The 16,387-nt window shown below is 54.3% G+C and carries 32 protein-coding genes and 1 pseudogene; 2 read left to right on the top strand and 31 right to left on the bottom strand.

Features of this window, described 5'->3' with window-relative positions; genetic code table 11:
- From C7459_RS13990 to C7459_RS24175, 30 genes and pseudogenes are all read right to left on the bottom strand, one after another.
- Positions 1-371 (bottom strand): hypothetical protein (locus C7459_RS13990; protein ID WP_146201005.1); only part of this gene is annotated, 371 nt, incomplete at its 3' end.
- Positions 368-742 (bottom strand): hypothetical protein, encoded by a 375-nt coding sequence (locus tag C7459_RS13995; RefSeq protein ID WP_109689926.1) that lies wholly within the window; start codon positions 740-742, stop codon positions 368-370. The genes C7459_RS13995 and C7459_RS13990, both read right to left, overlap by 4 nt.
- 53 nt (positions 743-795) lie before the next feature.
- A complete protein-coding gene (locus C7459_RS14000) occupies positions 796-1,818 on the bottom strand; it encodes a phosphoadenosine phosphosulfate reductase domain-containing protein (protein ID WP_109689927.1) in 1,023 nt (340 codons plus the stop codon).
- 23 nt (positions 1,819-1,841) lie between these two features.
- Positions 1,842-2,285 carry a hypothetical protein gene (locus tag C7459_RS14005; protein ID WP_109689928.1) on the bottom strand — a complete coding sequence of 148 codons (444 nt, stop codon included), beginning with the start codon at positions 2,283-2,285 and terminating at the stop codon, positions 1,842-1,844.
- Positions 2,286-2,301: 16 nt separating this feature from the next.
- Entirely contained in the window at positions 2,302-3,399 is a 1,098-nt protein-coding gene (locus C7459_RS14010; RefSeq protein WP_109689929.1) for a radical SAM protein, read from the bottom strand.
- A gap of 80 nt (positions 3,400-3,479) precedes the next feature.
- Positions 3,480-4,202 (bottom strand): BRO family protein, encoded by a 723-nt coding sequence (locus C7459_RS14015; RefSeq protein WP_109689930.1) that lies wholly within the window; start codon positions 4,200-4,202, stop codon positions 3,480-3,482.
- 33 nt (positions 4,203-4,235) lie between these two features.
- Entirely contained in the window at positions 4,236-4,685 is a 450-nt protein-coding gene (locus tag C7459_RS14020; protein ID WP_109689931.1) for a hypothetical protein, read from the bottom strand.
- Positions 4,682-5,074: a RusA family crossover junction endodeoxyribonuclease gene (locus tag C7459_RS14025; RefSeq protein WP_109689932.1), complete on the bottom strand. Its 393-nt coding sequence runs from the start codon at positions 5,072-5,074 to the stop codon at positions 4,682-4,684. Before C7459_RS14025 ends, C7459_RS14020 begins: the two co-directional genes overlap by 4 nt.
- Entirely contained in the window at positions 5,071-5,283 is a 213-nt protein-coding gene (locus C7459_RS14030; RefSeq protein ID WP_109689933.1) for a hypothetical protein, read from the bottom strand. The genes C7459_RS14025 and C7459_RS14030 overlap by 4 nt, the downstream gene beginning before the upstream one ends.
- 171 nt (positions 5,284-5,454) lie before the next feature.
- Entirely contained in the window at positions 5,455-5,583 is a 129-nt protein-coding gene (locus tag C7459_RS24020; protein WP_281272777.1) for a hypothetical protein, read from the bottom strand.
- Complete coding sequence (locus C7459_RS14035) at positions 5,580-5,885, bottom strand: hypothetical protein (RefSeq protein WP_109689934.1); 306 nt, start codon at positions 5,883-5,885, stop codon at positions 5,580-5,582. The genes C7459_RS24020 and C7459_RS14035 overlap by 4 nt, the downstream gene beginning before the upstream one ends.
- Positions 5,879-6,091, bottom strand: a complete 213-nt coding sequence (locus C7459_RS14040) for a hypothetical protein (RefSeq protein WP_109689935.1) — start codon at positions 6,089-6,091, stop codon at positions 5,879-5,881. Before C7459_RS14040 ends, C7459_RS14035 begins: the two co-directional genes overlap by 7 nt.
- Positions 6,092-6,107: 16 nt before the next feature.
- On the bottom strand, positions 6,108-7,472 hold the full coding sequence (gene dnaB / locus C7459_RS14045; protein WP_109689936.1) for a replicative DNA helicase: 1,365 nt from the start codon (positions 7,470-7,472) through the stop codon (positions 6,108-6,110).
- A gap of 2 nt (positions 7,473-7,474) precedes the next feature.
- The gene (gene zapE / locus C7459_RS14050) at positions 7,475-8,398 is read right to left on the bottom strand and encodes an AFG1/ZapE family ATPase (RefSeq protein ID WP_109689937.1); all 924 of its coding nucleotides are present in this window, start codon (positions 8,396-8,398) and stop codon (positions 7,475-7,477) included.
- Positions 8,399-8,413: 15 nt separating this feature from the next.
- Positions 8,414-8,782, bottom strand: coding sequence for a DnaD domain-containing protein (locus C7459_RS23880; protein ID WP_245884552.1), 369 nt, complete (start codon positions 8,780-8,782; stop codon positions 8,414-8,416).
- Positions 8,783-9,130: 348 nt separating this feature from the next.
- Positions 9,131-9,406: pseudogene (locus tag C7459_RS24170) on the bottom strand (replication protein); the annotation flags it as partial.
- 315 nt (positions 9,407-9,721) lie between these two features.
- Positions 9,722-9,994 (bottom strand): hypothetical protein, encoded by a 273-nt coding sequence (locus tag C7459_RS14060; protein ID WP_109689939.1) that lies wholly within the window; start codon positions 9,992-9,994, stop codon positions 9,722-9,724.
- 10 nt (positions 9,995-10,004) lie between these two features.
- Positions 10,005-10,376 carry an HNH endonuclease gene (locus tag C7459_RS14065; protein ID WP_109689940.1) on the bottom strand — a complete coding sequence of 124 codons (372 nt, stop codon included), beginning with the start codon at positions 10,374-10,376 and terminating at the stop codon, positions 10,005-10,007.
- 13 nt (positions 10,377-10,389) lie between these two features.
- A complete protein-coding gene (locus tag C7459_RS14070) occupies positions 10,390-11,235 on the bottom strand; it encodes a hypothetical protein (protein WP_109689941.1) in 846 nt (281 codons plus the stop codon).
- Positions 11,235-11,804, bottom strand: coding sequence for a host-nuclease inhibitor Gam family protein (locus C7459_RS14075; protein ID WP_170119465.1), 570 nt, complete (start codon positions 11,802-11,804; stop codon positions 11,235-11,237). Before C7459_RS14075 ends, C7459_RS14070 begins: the two co-directional genes overlap by 1 nt.
- Positions 11,805-11,842: 38 nt before the next feature.
- Positions 11,843-12,073, bottom strand: a complete 231-nt coding sequence (locus C7459_RS14080) for a hypothetical protein (protein ID WP_109689943.1) — start codon at positions 12,071-12,073, stop codon at positions 11,843-11,845.
- Between the two features lie 14 nt (positions 12,074-12,087).
- Positions 12,088-12,438 carry a hypothetical protein gene (locus tag C7459_RS14085; protein ID WP_109689944.1) on the bottom strand — a complete coding sequence of 117 codons (351 nt, stop codon included), beginning with the start codon at positions 12,436-12,438 and terminating at the stop codon, positions 12,088-12,090.
- A complete protein-coding gene (locus C7459_RS14090) occupies positions 12,425-12,868 on the bottom strand; it encodes a hypothetical protein (protein ID WP_109689945.1) in 444 nt (147 codons plus the stop codon). The genes C7459_RS14085 and C7459_RS14090 overlap by 14 nt, the downstream gene beginning before the upstream one ends.
- On the bottom strand, positions 12,861-13,058 hold the full coding sequence (locus C7459_RS14095) for a hypothetical protein (RefSeq protein WP_109689946.1): 198 nt from the start codon (positions 13,056-13,058) through the stop codon (positions 12,861-12,863). The genes C7459_RS14090 and C7459_RS14095 overlap by 8 nt, the downstream gene beginning before the upstream one ends.
- Complete coding sequence (locus C7459_RS14100; protein ID WP_109689947.1) at positions 13,042-13,473, bottom strand: hypothetical protein; 432 nt, start codon at positions 13,471-13,473, stop codon at positions 13,042-13,044. Before C7459_RS14100 ends, C7459_RS14095 begins: the two co-directional genes overlap by 17 nt.
- Positions 13,474-13,488: 15 nt before the next feature.
- Positions 13,489-13,641 (bottom strand): hypothetical protein, encoded by a 153-nt coding sequence (locus C7459_RS23685; RefSeq protein WP_211320398.1) that lies wholly within the window; start codon positions 13,639-13,641, stop codon positions 13,489-13,491.
- Positions 13,642-13,742: 101 nt separating this feature from the next.
- Positions 13,743-13,895, bottom strand: coding sequence for a hypothetical protein (locus C7459_RS23375; RefSeq protein ID WP_170119466.1), 153 nt, complete (start codon positions 13,893-13,895; stop codon positions 13,743-13,745).
- 75 nt (positions 13,896-13,970) lie between these two features.
- A complete protein-coding gene (locus tag C7459_RS14105; RefSeq protein WP_109689948.1) occupies positions 13,971-14,231 on the bottom strand; it encodes a hypothetical protein in 261 nt (86 codons plus the stop codon).
- Positions 14,228-14,359: a hypothetical protein gene (locus C7459_RS24025; RefSeq protein ID WP_281272778.1), complete on the bottom strand. Its 132-nt coding sequence runs from the start codon at positions 14,357-14,359 to the stop codon at positions 14,228-14,230. The genes C7459_RS14105 and C7459_RS24025 overlap by 4 nt, the downstream gene beginning before the upstream one ends.
- Positions 14,360-14,442: 83 nt before the next feature.
- Complete coding sequence (locus C7459_RS24175) at positions 14,443-14,676, bottom strand: helix-turn-helix transcriptional regulator (RefSeq protein ID WP_425450727.1); 234 nt, start codon at positions 14,674-14,676, stop codon at positions 14,443-14,445.
- A gap of 128 nt (positions 14,677-14,804) precedes the next feature.
- Here C7459_RS24175 and C7459_RS14115 point away from each other — a divergent pair, with 128 nt between their 5' ends.
- Positions 14,805-15,179: a helix-turn-helix domain-containing protein gene (locus C7459_RS14115; protein ID WP_109689949.1), complete on the top strand. Its 375-nt coding sequence runs from the start codon at positions 14,805-14,807 to the stop codon at positions 15,177-15,179.
- 166 nt (positions 15,180-15,345) lie between these two features.
- The gene (locus C7459_RS14120) at positions 15,346-15,633 is read left to right on the top strand and encodes a hypothetical protein (protein ID WP_109689950.1); all 288 of its coding nucleotides are present in this window, start codon (positions 15,346-15,348) and stop codon (positions 15,631-15,633) included.
- 573 nt (positions 15,634-16,206) lie between these two features.
- Here C7459_RS14120 and C7459_RS23380 read toward each other — a convergent pair.
- Positions 16,207-16,374 (bottom strand): hypothetical protein, encoded by a 168-nt coding sequence (locus tag C7459_RS23380; protein ID WP_170119468.1) that lies wholly within the window; start codon positions 16,372-16,374, stop codon positions 16,207-16,209.
- Positions 16,375-16,387: the final 13 nt, after the last annotated feature.

Consider the following 16,387-nt stretch of genomic DNA (forward strand, 5'->3'; position numbering starts at 1 on the left):
TCCCCGAAGATTTCGCCAACATCGCACCCCAGCAGACCTTGGATATTCCGATCTTCAAACACGTTGAACAGGTCATACGCGTCCAACCGCTTCGCTTCATAGAGCTCGATGTGAAGTGCGACGATCTGTTTCCCTGCGACGGACAGGACTTCTGACATTTGATGGAGGATCTTGTAGTGCGCCTGTTCTGCCTCAACCTGTCGGGCTTCCAGCTCAGATGCTAAGACGTTGAGGTCTGCTGCTACTCCCCCAAGTACCACGCCGTTGTCGTAGGTGAGTTCCTTGGCGACGCTGGTGGTGATCCGGGCGAGTTCTTGCAACTTCTCTGGCGACAGCTTTGCCACCGGGATCTTGATGGTCGGTTCGTTCATGCGGTCTCACCCTCTCTTTTCATGAGTTCGCCGTACAAGAATTCAGCTTCAGCTTGTGATTTCGGTTTGTTAGAGAGCGTCATTGCCAGAATCAGACCAATCCGCATCGTGTCCGCCCGATCGCTCCACCCGACTTTCTCCCGAATGCTCTGAACGATCTTCTTAACTTGGTAGACCGATACGCCAAACTCGGCTGCTATTTTTTTCTGACCGACAAAAGTTGCTACGCGGACGATAACCGATGTCTGCGTTTCGTCCAGTCCCTTTTCAGCCGCCCATGCCCGGACATCTTTCAGGTACTGCTCTTTCGTGCGCTCTGATTGCGGTTCGTGCTTCGGTTCTTCGAACATCGTCGTTTGTTCAAAGAGCATCGGGCGATTCTCCTCTCTCTACCGGACGGCCATCAGCCGCCGGCTACCAAATCTCAGGGCGAACCTCCGTCTGCGCCGCGCATCGCACCAGCGGGCCATACGAACCCGCTCAGGTCTTCGAGTTGCAGCGCATCTTCGGACAGTGCCCAATGTTTCCACTTTTCGAAATCTGGATGGTCGAGCGGGAGGCGGTGGAGTCTGCCCTTGTTCGCTTTCTCTTCCAGTGTCAACTTGTTGTCGATGGTGAACTGAATCTTTCGTTCGATGTATGCTAGGCGAGCGAAGCGTTCCGGCGCGATCTCTCGCATCATCGCCCATAGGTCGGCGGTGTTGAAAATGCAACCGAAGCACGAGCACCGGGAGAAGCCAAGCAGGTAGGCCGGATGCGGCAGGAGATTGAACCGTTCGAAGATCGCCCACACCTCGCGTTCTGTCCAGTCGATGACCATTCTCCACTGGTCGACGCGACGGCGCTGGCTGTTGGACTTGTGAGGAAGGACCTCATCGTACTTCGCACGAGCCGACGACTCCTCACGTCGTTCGCCTGTCACTAAGAGGATTTCGAGACCGGGCCGGGCAAGTTCGGGGTGGTTGTTCAGCACGCGGGTGGAGACATCGATCTTCAACGACGAGCTGCACCACCGCGTCTGGAGGCTTGCGGACATTGCTGGCCAGCGTCTTCGGGTTGCGACTTTCGCGCCCTGCCCAGCTGCAAGAGCGACCACCGCGCCATTGTGTTCGAACATGATAGGCGCTGACACCGCGTTCGTCTTCATGAGCTCAGACAGGAAGCCGCCTTTTCGCCACTGGAACTCCAACTTCAACCCGAACTTCTGTGCGAACAGTTCGAGGTACCGCCGCGTACACGGCCAGTCCATGAATTGCCTGTCTCGTCCGTCAACTTCTTGATGCCAGAGCCTGATTTTCTCAGGCGAGATGCCTCGTTCTAGGAGGTGAAGCACGCATGCCACACTGTCCTTGCCGCCAGAGATTTGGACGATGATGACGTCGTATTCTGACAGCGTGAGCAGTTCGTGCTCTTTATCTTCGAATCGCTCTGCTTGAACAGCCTGCATAGGTGCTTCTCTCCCTTCCCTTCTTACACAGCGCCTTTCGGATTGCGGATAGATACCTTGATCTCATTTACCGCTTCTCTGAGTTTTCTAACACTCTCTTTTGAAACATGCCGCAACTCCGGTAGATATATCGAATTAAGATCGTTTATAGCAACTCGTATCGCCTGTTGCATATCTAGCACGTCTTTGTTGGTCATGACATAGGAATTCACAAACTCTATTGCGATCTGGTTATAGTCGGTAACATCCGTTTTACGAACGACTCTCTCTTCGATCTCGGGGTGCATCATTTGTACCCTGCAGCTGTTCGTGGTGACCTGGATGTTGAGTAATACAGATCCAGCCCACATATCAAACATTTGGTTATCCGGGAAGTCCCACTCCAATTTGAATTGGCACCCAAGTTCGTTCCAGTTCGAGATGGCAGCTTGCCACTCTTGAGGGAAAATACTCAATTTTTCAATCACGTTTTTATCTCCTCTTCTATACCGCGAACAGGTCGAGTGCCGTCTGCGCTGCCTGTTCGCGCTGGTCTTTTTCCCGCCGTTCAATCTCATCCATGTACGGGCGGAACTCCTCGAACGAACAGGCTTTGAATCCGCGCCCGTTTACCCACTTTTTCAGGTGACGAACGTGCGGGAGTTGCGGGTTCCCTTTGCCGTCGACGCCGTTCTTACCGTTCAGATCCCGGAACTGCATCGCGTAGACCTCGCACCCCAACTCACGGAGTGTGCGGAAGCGGTGCATGTCCTCCTCCAGCGTCGTGTCGAACCCGATCAGCATGTAGAACGTCAGGTGGTGAGGAGGAATGCCGTGAGCTTTCAGTCGGGCGATCTGTTCCGGGACGGTCTTGCTCATGACATACTCGACACGCTGGCCGGTCGCGGGGTCGATCTTCCGTTTGATCATCTGGTCCCATGAAAAGTGGAGCATGCGGCTGGTCTTGGCGAAGTTGTAATATTTCACCGATGCCAGCGCCTCTGCGTGGCGGTCAGTGACGAGCGTGATGTCGTTCGCCTGGTTCCAGTTCACCGTCAGGCCGCGCTCGCGGATCTCCTCCACGTCCTCGAAGAATCCGATGTCCGCGAGGCTGTTGTTGTTTAGCAGCACAAGGTGGTTACTTCGCGGGTTCACCAGCTCGCCGACAGTGGCGACTCGGTACTCCCGAAGACCTTCCTTACGCGGGACCACACAGAACGAGCAACCGACGTGGCAACCGCGAATCGTGAAGCCAATCCCGTAGTCGATGTCGTACAGGTCGTATGTCCATTGATGCCCGATATTTTCCATTTCGGGGGGGAGTTTACTTCTCCAATCCGCGCCCGTCCCGCCGACCACTACCTCGTCTGCTCGGCTCTTGAAGTAGGGCATCTGCCGTTCCAGCGCCTGCCTTGACCAAGAGAAGATCGTCGAGATGTAGAGCTTGTCCACCCGCTCACCTTTCCACGGATACACGATCTCGTCGCCGCGCTCCATGTGGTATCCGAAGATTTTCCCGCAAGCGAGGTTTGGGAACTTCTCGTGCTTGCCGTGGCCCATTTTCTCTTTTTTCGTGTCGATGTCGAGGATGCCGATACGCATCGTCTTCCCCCTCCCTCCACCGAAATCGGCGGTCGTTTATCGGCGGTAGTAGACTATCCAGTCTCCCTCACCGTCAGGTGCTATGCATTGAGCGGCACAGCCGGGCTCCAAGCGCGGATGAACTCCACGGCCACCTCGAAGTCCTTGGGCTTGATGTCTCGGTAGGACTCCACTCCGAAGTGTTGGTAGATGTCGGCGTAGATTTGTGTGAAGAGTGGCTTGCGCCTCGGGTTCCGCTTTTTCTTACCGTCGTCCCCGATGATGTCCGGCTCCAGTGTTCCGATCCGCTTGTCGATTGCGTGTTTCACCTTGGTCTGCGCGTGATTGTTGATCGTGAGCGCATTGTCCAGCTCGTAGGATAGTCGGTCGAACTTCACTTCGCTTGCTTGCAGAGCTTCTTGCGTTGTCGCGGCCAGTCGAGATACTGCTGCGAGGATTTCGGTGGCCTGCACGACCAGCGCGTCTGTTGCACCCGCCGTCGTATAACTTCCCGTCCGACGGATTGTCGGCAGAACCTCCTCCACGACCCAATCGCTGAATCGCTCGGCTTCGGCCTTGCGACTTGTGAAGATGAGTTTGTAGAGCCCGGCTTCATTCACGACAGACATCAGTTGGTTGCCGCCAAGGGTACCCACGGAATGGGACCCCTTTTGTTTTCCGCTAAGGCGAGCGAGCGCGGTGTCATGCTTAGCCAACCCAAGCACTTCACAAACGTCCTTCGCCACAAACCAAGGGGCCCCATTGATGATAACGGTCCGCACTTCTCGCCCCTCGTACTTGAACACGTTCTGTAACTCTTGCATCGTGCTTGCTCCTTCCGTTATGAGGTACCCTTGCTACTCGCTTTTCTTCTTGCGAGGCTTCGACTTCCGCTTGGACAGGCGCACCTTCACGACCGTCTCGGTCTGCGTGTGCTTGGAGATCATGTCCGGGGTGAGCTTGCCTTGCGAGGTGAGGATCGAATAGTCGAACGGTGTTTTCAGCTCGTCTTTGGCGACCAGCATCTCGTTGGCCAGAGAGTCCTTGTCGAACACGTCCTTCACGTAGGCTTTCTTGGCCAGCACCGCGTACTCGCCGTTCGGCAGCGGCAGTACCAGGTCGTCCTCGACATCCTCCAAGCCTTCGAAGAACGCTTCGATCTCCTCGAACAGGAGTTTGTTTTCTTCCTTGCGCTCTTTCTCGATTTCTTTGTTCTGGAAGTAGCGCAGGATCTTGTCCTCCAGTTCCAGCTTCTTACGCTCGTTGGCCTCGACGGCCGGCGCGGTGGTTTCAGTTGCGGTGGTCATGCGGGTTGCTCCTCTCTCTGCTCCAGCGGGTAGAACACGATCTCGATACGCGGGTTGTTCTTGTCGTGGTGGAAGTCCATGTAGCGCGGCAGGAGCCATTGGTCATCGTCGAACACGATGCCTTCGAGCGAATCCCAGAGGAGCTTGCCGATGTTCTCTACATCGCGCTTGCGCTTGCTCGGCCAGTACACCGTGACCTCTGCGACGACTTTCTCATCCTTGGTCATTTTCCAACCGGCTTTTTGCATAGCGGAGCAGGCAAAGATCTGAACAGCGTCCTTCCACATCTTTCCGTCCGGCGTGACGACTCGGCGGCTGATCGAGACGTTGCGGTACACGTGGTTCATGGACGGCGGGTTGCCGGGGATCGTCAGGTTCAACTTTCTCATCGCGCCAACCTCACAATGCTGGTCGGGATGACAAGTTTCGGTTTGATCAATCCGGGCATGTTCTGGATGATTTCGCAGACTGTCTCGTCGTCGGAGCAGATCAACTTCAAGCTACGAACCTCCGCTTCGCCACTGCGCTTTGCGAGTGCTGCACGAATGGCTTTCTCGTTACGAGCGTCGATTGACGGGCGCTTGCCTCGTTTCCCCATAGATCCCCTCTCCCTTCTCAGGCTCTTGCTCTGTACAGCACAACCCAACCGTCAGGTGTCTCCTTGGGCTCCTGTGTTTCGTACCCAAGGTTTTGAAGGTCGTTTCGATACCGATCCGCCAGCTCTGGCTTCGGTAACGGGATGGTTCGATTCCAGCCCCGTGAACTGAAATTAATCGCGGTCTGTATCATCGCTCCACATCCCAGCGGCAACGTGCAACTTCCCGGTGCGTTGCAGGGTTCCAATCCCTGCGAGCGCCATCACCAGCGCGGTCAGGCCGATCCAGTCGAGCGGGTTCATGCAGCACCTTCCTTGTAGCCCTCGGCCTCGTTCAGCCAGCGGCGGATGGTGGCGATGGCTTCGGAGTCAGTTTTGCAAATCATCGGTTCATATTTGCTCTTCACACCACAAATCACGATTCCCCACACGCCGCCATTGGTTGCCATTGCAATGTTAGCTTCGAGAGTGTCGAATTCCAGAAACCCTCCGTAATACGGATCAGGCGCTCGACGCCATCTCACTCGCCACCCCAAATCTTCCGCCGCGTCGATCAGCGACCGCCACTTACTTGAAAACGTGGCGCGTTGTTCAGGTGTCAGCATGCTGTTGGCTCCTCTCCAAGACGGTACGCCAGCACCTTACGTGCCTCGTCCGCCGTCAACTTCATGATCGGTTTCACTTCACCGATCGCTTGGCAGATATCCCACTCGATCTCTGCATACGTCAGTCCCTTCATGGCCGCGATGACTCTGATGTGCAAATCACCAAGCTCGCCGCGAGTGGATCGAACGATGCTGTAAGGCTTCATGTTGGGTGGCCTCCTCTTATGCGCCCGGAGCGCGCTCCAAGCTGACAAACTTGTTGAAATTTTTGATGTAGATCAGTTCCACCGTCCCGGTCGCGCCGCCGCGCTGCTTGCCGATGATGAACTCGACGATGTTTTTCCGCTCGGTCTCCGGGTTGTAGTAATCATCTCGGTACAGGAAGCTCACGATGTCCGCGTCTTGCTCGATACTTCCGGACTCTCGCAAGTCGGAAAGCATCGGGCGTTTGTCCTGTCTCTGCTCTACAGAGCGCGAAAGCTGGGACAGCGCGATCACCGTGATGTCGAGTTCGCGGGCGATCAGCTTCAACGTCCGCGAGATTTCCGCGACCTCTTGTTGGCGGTTGTCTGACCGTCTCCCGCGAGGACCTGCGATGAGCTGAAGATAGTCGATGAGGACGACATCCAGACCGTGCTTCTCCTTGAGCTTCTGGCACTTCGTGCGGATTTCTTGGACTGTGATACCTGGGGTGTCGTCGATGAAGATTTTAGCTTCCGACATGGCCCCGACCGCCATTGTCATCTTCGGCCAGTCATCTTCGATGAACATTCCGGTCCGGTACCGCCCTGCATCGATGTTGCCCTCCGCGCAGATCATACGGCCGACCAGTTGTTCCTTGGCCATCTCCAGCGAGAAAATTCCGACCGTGCCGTCTTCACGCACCGCCACGTTCGTCGCAAGGTTCAGGGCAAATGCTGTTTTGCCGACCGCCGGACGCGCCGCGAGTATGATCAAATCAGATCGGCGAAGACCTGCTAGCATCTTGTCGGCATCCGGGTAACCGGTAGAGATTCCTCCGCTTGGCACGTTCGACTGCGCTTGGTTGAATGCGAACTCTGATCGGTCGAACTCCGACATGAGGATGTCTTTGATCGGCGTCATAGCACCCTTCTGACGTCCCTCTCGTGCCTTCTGCGTCCGGCGCTCGACCTCGATCATGACCTCCTCGATATCCTCACCAGACTGAAGCGCTGCTGCCGATTCCCGTTGTGCGGCGATCAGTTCGCGGGCCCGCCACTTCTCGAACACGGTGTTGGCGTAGAAGTCCACGTTCGCGGCAGTTGGTACACTGTTGCTCAACTGAGCGAGGTACGCGACTCCGCCAATCGATTCGATCTTTCCGGCGTCTGCAAGGTGCTTGGAGAGCGTCACGATGTCAACGGGATCTCCTGCGTCGATCATTTCCAACATCGATCCGTAGATCGTGCGGTGCTTCGGCTCATGGAACATATCCGCCGTCGGGAGGATTTCTATCACGTCTCCGGACACTTGCAGCTCGATCAGGATCGCACCCAGCGTCGCCTGCTCGGATTCAAGGTGGTGAGGTAGCTCTTGCTTCGATGTCACTTCGTGCTGTTCGCTCATCCCTACACCTCCTCGTCCGGGCCCATCATCAGGTCGTAGCTGTTTAGTCGCCAATCCTCACCGGCCATGCGCGCCGGAATCGCGAGTAGTGCTACACGCGACCGAAGTGCGTCGATCTGTTCGGGGTACTTCTCGTAGCTCCGCTCGTAGGCCATGTCCGGTCGGAAGTTGCTCGTGAACCATGTTGGCAGTCCAGTTGCGGCACGGGCGTTAAGGATCTTGATCATGGACTCCAAACCGTAGTCGGTGAGCCTCTCTTGTGCAAACTCGTCTATACCTAGCACCGGTGCTGTCATGTAACGCTCCTGCACCGCGTCTACATCGCCATTGAAGCGGATCGCGTCGCGTAGCTGATCGATCATCCGATCGGCTCGCACGTAGACCGCGAGGGTGCCGCGCTCATTCAGACGATTCATTACCGCGAGCATGAGGTGCGTTTTGGCGATCCCCGGCGGACCCCAGAGGTACAGGCCGCTTTTGCTTTGACCGTTCAGGAAGCCTTCTGCATGTTGCAGGATGTCGCCGTGGCGCTTGCGTTGTTGCTCGGGGAAGTTCTCAAAAGTGAATCCACGCTCTTTTGCTGTCATGCCCGATGCGATAAGCATCCGTTCTTGGGACTCTCGGTTCAGTTGCTCTCGGTAAGGTTTGCAATGAACACCACGCTGAAGTTTGATCTCGCCATCCTTGACGGTGAGAATCGTCACATGCCCTTTAGCTTCGTCGTCACGCCAGCACCCCGCGAAGTCCGTGCACCTTCTGCAATTCTCGCGGCAGTTCGCTGCATCAAGAATGTCGCCACCACGCTTTCGAATCACTCCGTCATCGATATCCGCCAGCTCCGGCAAGAGTTCGCGGAGGATTTGGATTGTTCGAGCGAGGGCGAAGTTACCGCTCGTCGGCATCGCAATTTCGCCGATGTGTTCCATTCGTTGTCACTCCGTTCACTTCAGGTTTCGCTCAAACTTGCTGTGCGCTCCAGTGCTGTAAGTTTGAGCGCCTGGCATCTGTAGAACTTTTGCGCGTTCTCTTTGCTGTTGGTACGGACGATCCGTTCGTTTTAGATGCTCCTGTGCTTTGCCGGCTTCGACAGCCTCAGGGGTTGTCCACTTCTTGTCCCACCACGCGACGAGGATGTTGTTTACATACTTCATGTGCCGCGCTTGGTTCAGGACCGCTTCACGCAAAGCCCTCACGATGAGTTCACGCGGGTACACAGGCAACCAATAGTCCCGAATTTCCTCGAACTCCATCGGTGAGAGCGGACGACCAAATTCTTTCTCGAAGGCGTTGTATACATCACCGTCCGACAACTCCTGCGCAGGCGCTTGTGGGAGGGGGTGAGGAAGAAGAGGAAGAGATATAAAAGATCTTCTTTTTATGGACACCCTGCGAGGCGTTGGTACGTCTACGTTTTCGGGTTGTTGAGTTCCCCTCTGAGGGGAAGAGTTCCCTTCCCGTTGGAGGGGATGTTCTCCCTTCGGAGGGGAAGAGTTCCCGCCAGAGGGGATGTTCTCCCTTCGGAGGGGAAGAGTTCCCGCCAGAGGGGAACTTTCTGTTTGTCTCAAATCAGGTGTCGAGAGGCGGATATTCTCCGAAACCAGCTCATCGAATCTCTTGGAATCCCAGCCTTTATTGGGAGAAACTTGCCAGAGATCGAAGTCTTTTTGTATCTGGTAGAAAGGGTCATCTGCGATCAGAACCTTCGCCTCGACTAGCTGCCTGATGTAGGTTGATACGTGTCCTTGGGCGACTCCGCATAGCGTGAAGTCCTTGCTTTGGGGAATGTGGGCCGATGGGCTACCGCAACCCCACGAGAGGCGGAGGATAAGGTTCAAGATGTTCTGGTGCGGCTTGCTAAAATCTCTGCGAATGATCTCTCGCATGATTTGATGCGAGATTCGTAAATGTGCGTCTGTCGGTTGCGGGTTTGCCACCGAAGCCCCTCCTTCCCGCCTACTTGCCCGCTGGTGCCGCGTTTGCGACCTTGGGGTATATCTGTGTCGTTACGAAGGATGCGCGCTTCCATACGCCACCAATGCGGACGGCTGCGGCTATCACTCGCATGGTGCCTCTTGGCGGTTGATGCCCAATTCGTCGGCATCGTTACCTTGAATGCTATGTCCGCAGGATTTGCATTCAACTTTGATCTCTTCGCTTGGTACGACAACGTGAATTTGGACCTCTTGAGAGCCACAGGAACAAGTGAGGGTGAAACCCTTCATATTCGGTCACTCCTTTCGTAGATTGTTTTAAAACGGGCCGTCTACAGCGTCGCCGTCGTAGTAGATCGGCTCCAGTGTGTCTGGGTTAACGAATCTTGCACCCTCGTTGACACAGGCGATGTGCTCGAATGCATCGAAGGGCTTCATACCATCTGGAAGGGTATATTCCGGCTCCGGGAACTGCGTCGGGAACGCCTCGTGGGTCACGTCCCAGTTCGGTAGATCGGCGCGATCAGGGACGTAGACGAACACTCTGTCCCCGATCATCACCGCCTGGTGGGTCTTTTCATCCTGCAGCATGGCTTCCTCCTTACTCCGGCCAGTCTGCCGGATCGTATTTGGCTTTGAGCTTTGCGATCAACTTCTCAACCTCATCCCGGTATGTCTTGCGCCGGGAGTCGATCTTCCAGTGACAAGTTCCGCTGTTGGTGCTGGGGCCGCAGAGGGCGGCGATGTTCCAAGGTTGGTCGCCGCGCCCGCATTGCCCTTTCTGGTCGAGGTGCGCGAGTTCACCTCTGTAGGCGTAGTTTGAAGGGCGATCGCGTCCGCACATCTCACACCGCCCATCGGCGCGCTCGATGACTTCTTTGGCGACCTCCGGGGTAATGGCCCCCCTATCCTTCGCTTTGGGCTTGTTGCGCCCGTGGCGAGGCTTCGGGGCGGGTCTCGGTGCTGAGAGCATCGTGTGCCTCCTCCTAGAACGGGAGATCGTCGTCGTCGATGTTGATCGGCTTGCCGTCGCCGTCCGACTGTTGTTCGCCATCGCCTTTGATGCGGTTCATATAGTCGAGGACCGTTTTCCACTCGTCATCTTTCACATCAGTGACTACTTTTTTGATCTCGCGACCAAGTGCTGCAGATGCGATCCCTGAAAGGTCATTCCAGTTGAGGCCCATCGGTTTCATGTTGTTGATGACTTGTTGCTTTTCCCCGGGCGCTTTGTTGCCGCTGTTGTTGGAGTTATTTCCGTTGCCACTGTAGTTCCCGCGAGATCCGCCGCCATTTGACTGCCCGCCGCTTTGGAAGTTACTCGGGTCCATGTCTTCGATATCCTGTGTGAAGAGGCCAGAGGCACCGGTCGCTTGCAAGGTAGCGCCGACCAGTGCGCGCTTAATCGCCATCTTCTGAAATGTGTTGACCTGCTCGTATGGATCGCGAAGGTCACCGTTTTTCTTTTTGTAGTACTTCGGCTCGCGAGAGTTCGCGGAGCCGACGCACTCAGATAGCGTGATCTTCGTACCGTCAGGGAACTGTTTGTGAACAGTCACTTTGTACTCGAAGTAGAAGAATCCGTTTTCCCAATCCTCTGTGGAGGAGACTTTTTCAACTGTATGACCTAGCGAGTAAAAGCGGAGAAGGTTCTCGGCTCCCGGCTTGTAGAGAGACGGCTTCGGAGTACCTGGGATGATGCCGTAATCGGTGCCTTCAACCAATACTTGCTTGGTGATCTGGCGGAGCGCCTGATACGCATGGAGTGCCTGCTCGGGTGAGATGGCCACTTGCGATACATAATTTTGCGTGGAGACGAGTTCCAGCGTCACTATTCAGCCACCTCCACTTTGAAGGCGATAGTTCCGGGCTCGACGCCGACACCGGAGACGGGAACTCCGTTTTGGTCGATGACGAGCATGTCACCCGCCACCTCCTCCACCCGCAGCGTTTTTTTGTAGTCGCCCCACTTCGCGGATTCCTTGACCTCGATGAACTCGTTGTCGCCGCTCTCCTTTAAGTGCTGGAGCAGGGCCAAGTCGTCGATCTTCTTTGGCGTTGCCTTTGTCGCGCGAGACACGAGCTTGCCGTATGGCGTGGAGATCGTCTTTGCTTTCGGATCGGCGTTGAGTTGGTCCGCATGGAACTTGTTCAGGTGGTAGGTGCAGAAGTTCGTAGATGCGGCGAGGTCTGCCATCTCTTTGTCGCGCCACTCCGTAATGCGCGCCAACTCGGCGGTTGCGACAGCGTTGATTTCAGCTTGCTTGGCGTTGATCGCTTGAAGCTTGCGCAGACACCAGTTCGCGGAGTTGAGGTCCGTGACAGCGAAGCCGACACGTTGCTCCTCGGTCATTTCTTGCAACTCGGTCAGGTCGTTCACTTGCAGGGCATTGAGATTCATGTTCACACGCTCCATTTGCTCGTTTTTTTCGTTCCGTGTTACAATTGCTGTAGACATATTTCCAACTGCTCCACCAGCGGGCTCGACGTTACAGCGTCGGGTCCGTTTTCTTTTGCCACGATGCCGCGGCGCGGGTCGTAGGGGCTCATCAACGCTCGTCTTGCGCGGCGGTTCAGGCGTTCCCTGTGGAGGATGCCGTTCAGCAAATCTCCGACCGCTTGGCCCGTCTCGTCGTGATGTTCCAACACCGCTCGGTAGCGTTCCGTCATATCAGATCACCTCCTTAAGGGTTAGGTGGATGATCATCGGTTGGTGCAGACAGCAGTAGAACAACTTGTCCCTGATCGTCATCTGCATCTTCGTCCACCTCCCAAGGGATCGGGATGTCGTTCAGGATCGCTTGGCAATTTTCGAGGTTCCCAGCGGCCTTCGCATCTTCAATCCGGCGGTACAGGCCATGGAGTTCATGTGCCATGTGCTCAGCTTGATCCCTGAGCCAATCGCGAGATAAACGTGCGCTATCGAGTGCTACAGAAGCTTCGAACAGGTGCTCGGCGGTCTGTTGGTGAGTGTATGCCCCGTTCCACCAGTTGCCAGAGACGACGCGAAGGACTGTGGTGTTAACGTTTTTCATCTGATAGACCTCCTTGAAGGTGTGCTCGGCATTGCTCGCGGTATTTCGCGAAGGATTTTGCCATTTCGAAGGGATCACATGTCTCGTCGTTGGCTATTTTCGAAATCAGTGCCAGCGCTCGCAAGGTCATATTGGTTCTCCCCGCCACATCCTTGTTGTAGGCGTTCATCCAATAGGTCACCCGCTCGCCTTCTTTGCGAAGGTCTTCGTGGAGGCGTTTGTTCTCAGCATCCAACCAGCGGTTCCGCTCGGCGCGGATGCGGATGTCCTCGCGGTCGCATTGCGCGATTTTGTCGCTGAGGTTGATGTCGGCGCGGAGGCGGTCGAGTTCGTCAGCGGCGCTGATAACCTTCCTGCATGCATCGTTGGTGTGGGTGTTCAACAGGTATGCGCCCAGTTCACGCAAGACGTTCGTGTCGATCTTAGGCATTCGTCTCACCTCCAGCGCGGTTGATCCGCTTGGTCTCGTCCAGCTTTGTAGCTTGGCGGTACGCCTCGGTCGGGCACGTTACGCAAGCTCGGCGACCTTCTTCGTCCTCGTACTTGCGACAGGCGTTGCAGTCCGCTTCGTACTGAGCGAGTGCCCAATCGGTCGGGCTCGGGTTAGCGGCGGTGGTCATGGCGAGTGCCTCCAGGGTTGAACATGATGACGTTGCCACCGTTCTTCGCGAGAAGGTCGAAGGTGTGACCCATCGCGATCTGTGCGGCCTGCGTTTGGAGGTGCGGATTCCCTCGGAGCGTTTCAGCTACGCCTTGCTCATAGCCGCCAGCAAATCCAGTTTCATTACCCGCGCCAAACCCGCGGGCGTGGTGCTTGTCTGCCGTTACCTTGCGGTCGAGCAGCAGGAGTGCATGGTCGAGATTGCTCAGCATCGTAAGCAAGAGGCCCTTGGTTGCGTAGAGACCGTCATCGATACCTTCGCGGGTGAACTCTGCCACGTAGCGGTTGATCGTCAGGCTGCCGCCTGCGAGACCTTCCAGCGCCCGTTCGAACGAGATCTTGTCTTCCGGTAGGACTTGCGTAAGGTGTTTCATGGGTTAGACCACCTTCTATTCGATTTCAAAAACTTCGCCGGTGTATTTCATCTCTTCTTTGCTTCCGCACTCAGAGCAGCACGGCATCGTTTCGGGAGACTTCGAATTCCATTCCACGTAGGTGGCACCACCTCCGCACTCGCAAAGGTATTTGTAGATAGTCTTCATTTTTCTCACCACCTTTCAATCGAGATCGGCGTAGGCCGTTACTTTTGAGTTACGCCACTCACAGGTGGCTCTAAAGTTCTTTGCGCTAGTTGTGACACACCTTACTTAGCGGAACTTGCTTCGCTAATTTTTTGAACAAAGCGATCATGGATTCGTTTTGCTCCCGCGGCTTTCTCGTCATTGCCCATTTTCAATTGCCGATGATGCAATTCACTTGCCTTTGCGGCGACCTTGCGATAAAGTCCGATATTCATATATCTCTCACCACCTTTCAATCGAGATCGGCGCATGCCGTTACTTTGTCCGGGAGCGACTTTACGGGCTCTTGCTCATGCCCTGCGCATTCTTGCTCTCGCCTCACACCTTGCGTGATTGGCGGCTATGATCTTGTCGACGTCACCCTTCGGGATGGCCCTGTTGGTCGGCGTCAGCTTCTTGAACTTCTCCTCGTCCGGCTCTTTATAGAAGATGTACAGCGCCCCACTCTCATCGATGCACCAGATCTTGTCTGGTGTGTCTTTGTGGTAGGCTGCGACGATCAACTCCAGCTCAACAACAGAGAGGTACGTGCGGACGATGCGGCCGATCATGCGACCTGCCCTTGCTGAGAGGGTACGTTGCTGATCTGCGCGAACTGTTCTTCGGTCATACGTGGCAACGCGACGTTCATGAAGAACTTGCACAAGTTTCGTAGGGCTTCTTGACTCGGTTGTTTCATGTTTTCACCTCCGGGTTGTTCACAAAATCTATCAAATTCTGATAGAATAAAAGTTGGAACAAGGTTCCAAGTTTATGCCCCATCTAACTGTTGGGTTGTTGGCCAAAAAAAATTTCTCTTGCGTCCACGCTAAAGAGTTCCGCTATCGATATACCTAGCTGAAGGTTCGGAGTACGAACACCTTGCTCTATCATTCCATAATAACTTTCGCTGATCTCCAACCCGAATTGTTGCTTGAGTTCATCGACAACATCGCCTTGCTTCCAACTTCTTTGCTGTCTTTTGTTGATGAGAGCCTCACGTCTCAAATCCACCACCCCCAACTACTTGTTGTTTTCATAATACCCAACCACTTGTTGTTTGTCAACAATGAAAACAACAATCAGTAGTTTGTGTTCGCAAATCCAACTCTTAGTTGTATAATGACCCTTGGAGGTGATCTGCCTTGAATCTTTGTGATAAATTACGAAATGAACGGAAGAAACACAAACTAACCCAACAGCAAGTGGCTGATCTTATAGGGATAACTGAAAGCGGCTACGGATTCTACGAACAAGGGAAACGAAAACCACCATATGACCACCTTCAAGCGCTCGCACAACACTATGGAGTAACAACTGATTATTTATTGGGCGTTTCAGATGTACCGCACATGACCGAAGCTCAATCTCGCAGTTTGCGTTCGATCATACAAATCAGAGAAGATTTAGCCAATGACCTAATTCTTGACGTTGATGACAAACCATTTACTCCTGATGGCAAGGAAGAGGCGCTACAGGAATTGGATAGACTTATCAAACTCCGTCAGTTGCAGAAATAATACATCGCCGCTTGCCGGCATAACATAAGCCCCGTCGCCGGGGCTTATTTCATGACCTGGTTTTCATCAGATTGGAGAGTACGTAGAAAAAAGACCCCCTCGTCACAGGGAGTCTTGGGGCCACCACGTCAGGCAGCATGATCCCCCACTGAAGGGGGTGAGAAAAATGAGGAAATTAAGCGCTTGGGAGTTCAACATAATCACTGATTCCATCGCTTCGCAATCAAAAGGCGAGTTCCTAGAAAAAATCAGCGAGGCGATTGCTAAGGTTGAAAACGGAGAAGTGTCAAACAAAGATGAAGTCCTCTTCAAAACTTTGCCGCTGGAGTTGTTGAATCACGCGGATAGAGTTACTAAAGAGACAATCCGCAAGGTCCTTGAGAACCTTGACTTAGTTGAGTACGACGAAGATCAATGGACACTCGTATCTCATCGAGCAAAGACTTCAGAGTGATAATCGAGTTATGCGAAACCGCCGCGTCACCGGCGGTTTTTTCTTTTGCCTCCCCGGATCGCACGGGGATTGTCGGCTCATTCAACGACGGGCAAATTGCCGCTCGCATCGGCGGAGGCGGGCACTGGTCCTTCAAGGCGCATGTCATCTGTGCCAGTGACATGCAGACCACGGCGAAGTTCGGATCGGTCAAATCGACGTCATGGGCCTGCTCCGCGATACGGGAGGCAAGAGCTTCTACTGCGTGTTGGATGATCATGCGGTTTGGATCTCCTTGAACTTGCGCGTATAGAAAATGCGTTCCAATTCCACCTTGTCATCTGAGGTTAGGTTATCATCTTCGATTCGTTCAAGGATATTTATCTGTATGTTAGCGGAGAAATTTTGAAACATCTTTTATAACCTCGCCATCTATACTGAAATTAGTACTCTCATAGTACACCACAGACGACCACCAATAAATAGAAAATAATAAACTAGATACAAGATTCCAAATTACCAACTTAATGGTTTGGGATAAAAAATAAAGACCCCGTAAATCGAGGTCTTTTTGATAGTATTTCGGAATCGTGATTAAGCTGTTTGGTTCGTTGTCATCCGGAAAGGTCCCGGTGGTACTTCGTAAGCGATGCTACTTTTAGTAACTTGCGGTCCCGGCGGTACTTCATACGCGATCTTTTCAACAACCGATCCACCCGCAAGCAGTGTTACAATCCCCAATAATACAAGTAACTTTTTCATATTCCCCTTAATC

This window comes from Tumebacillus permanentifrigoris (genome assembly GCF_003148565.1).
Lineage (GTDB): Bacteria > Bacillota > Bacilli > Tumebacillales > Tumebacillaceae > Tumebacillus > Tumebacillus permanentifrigoris.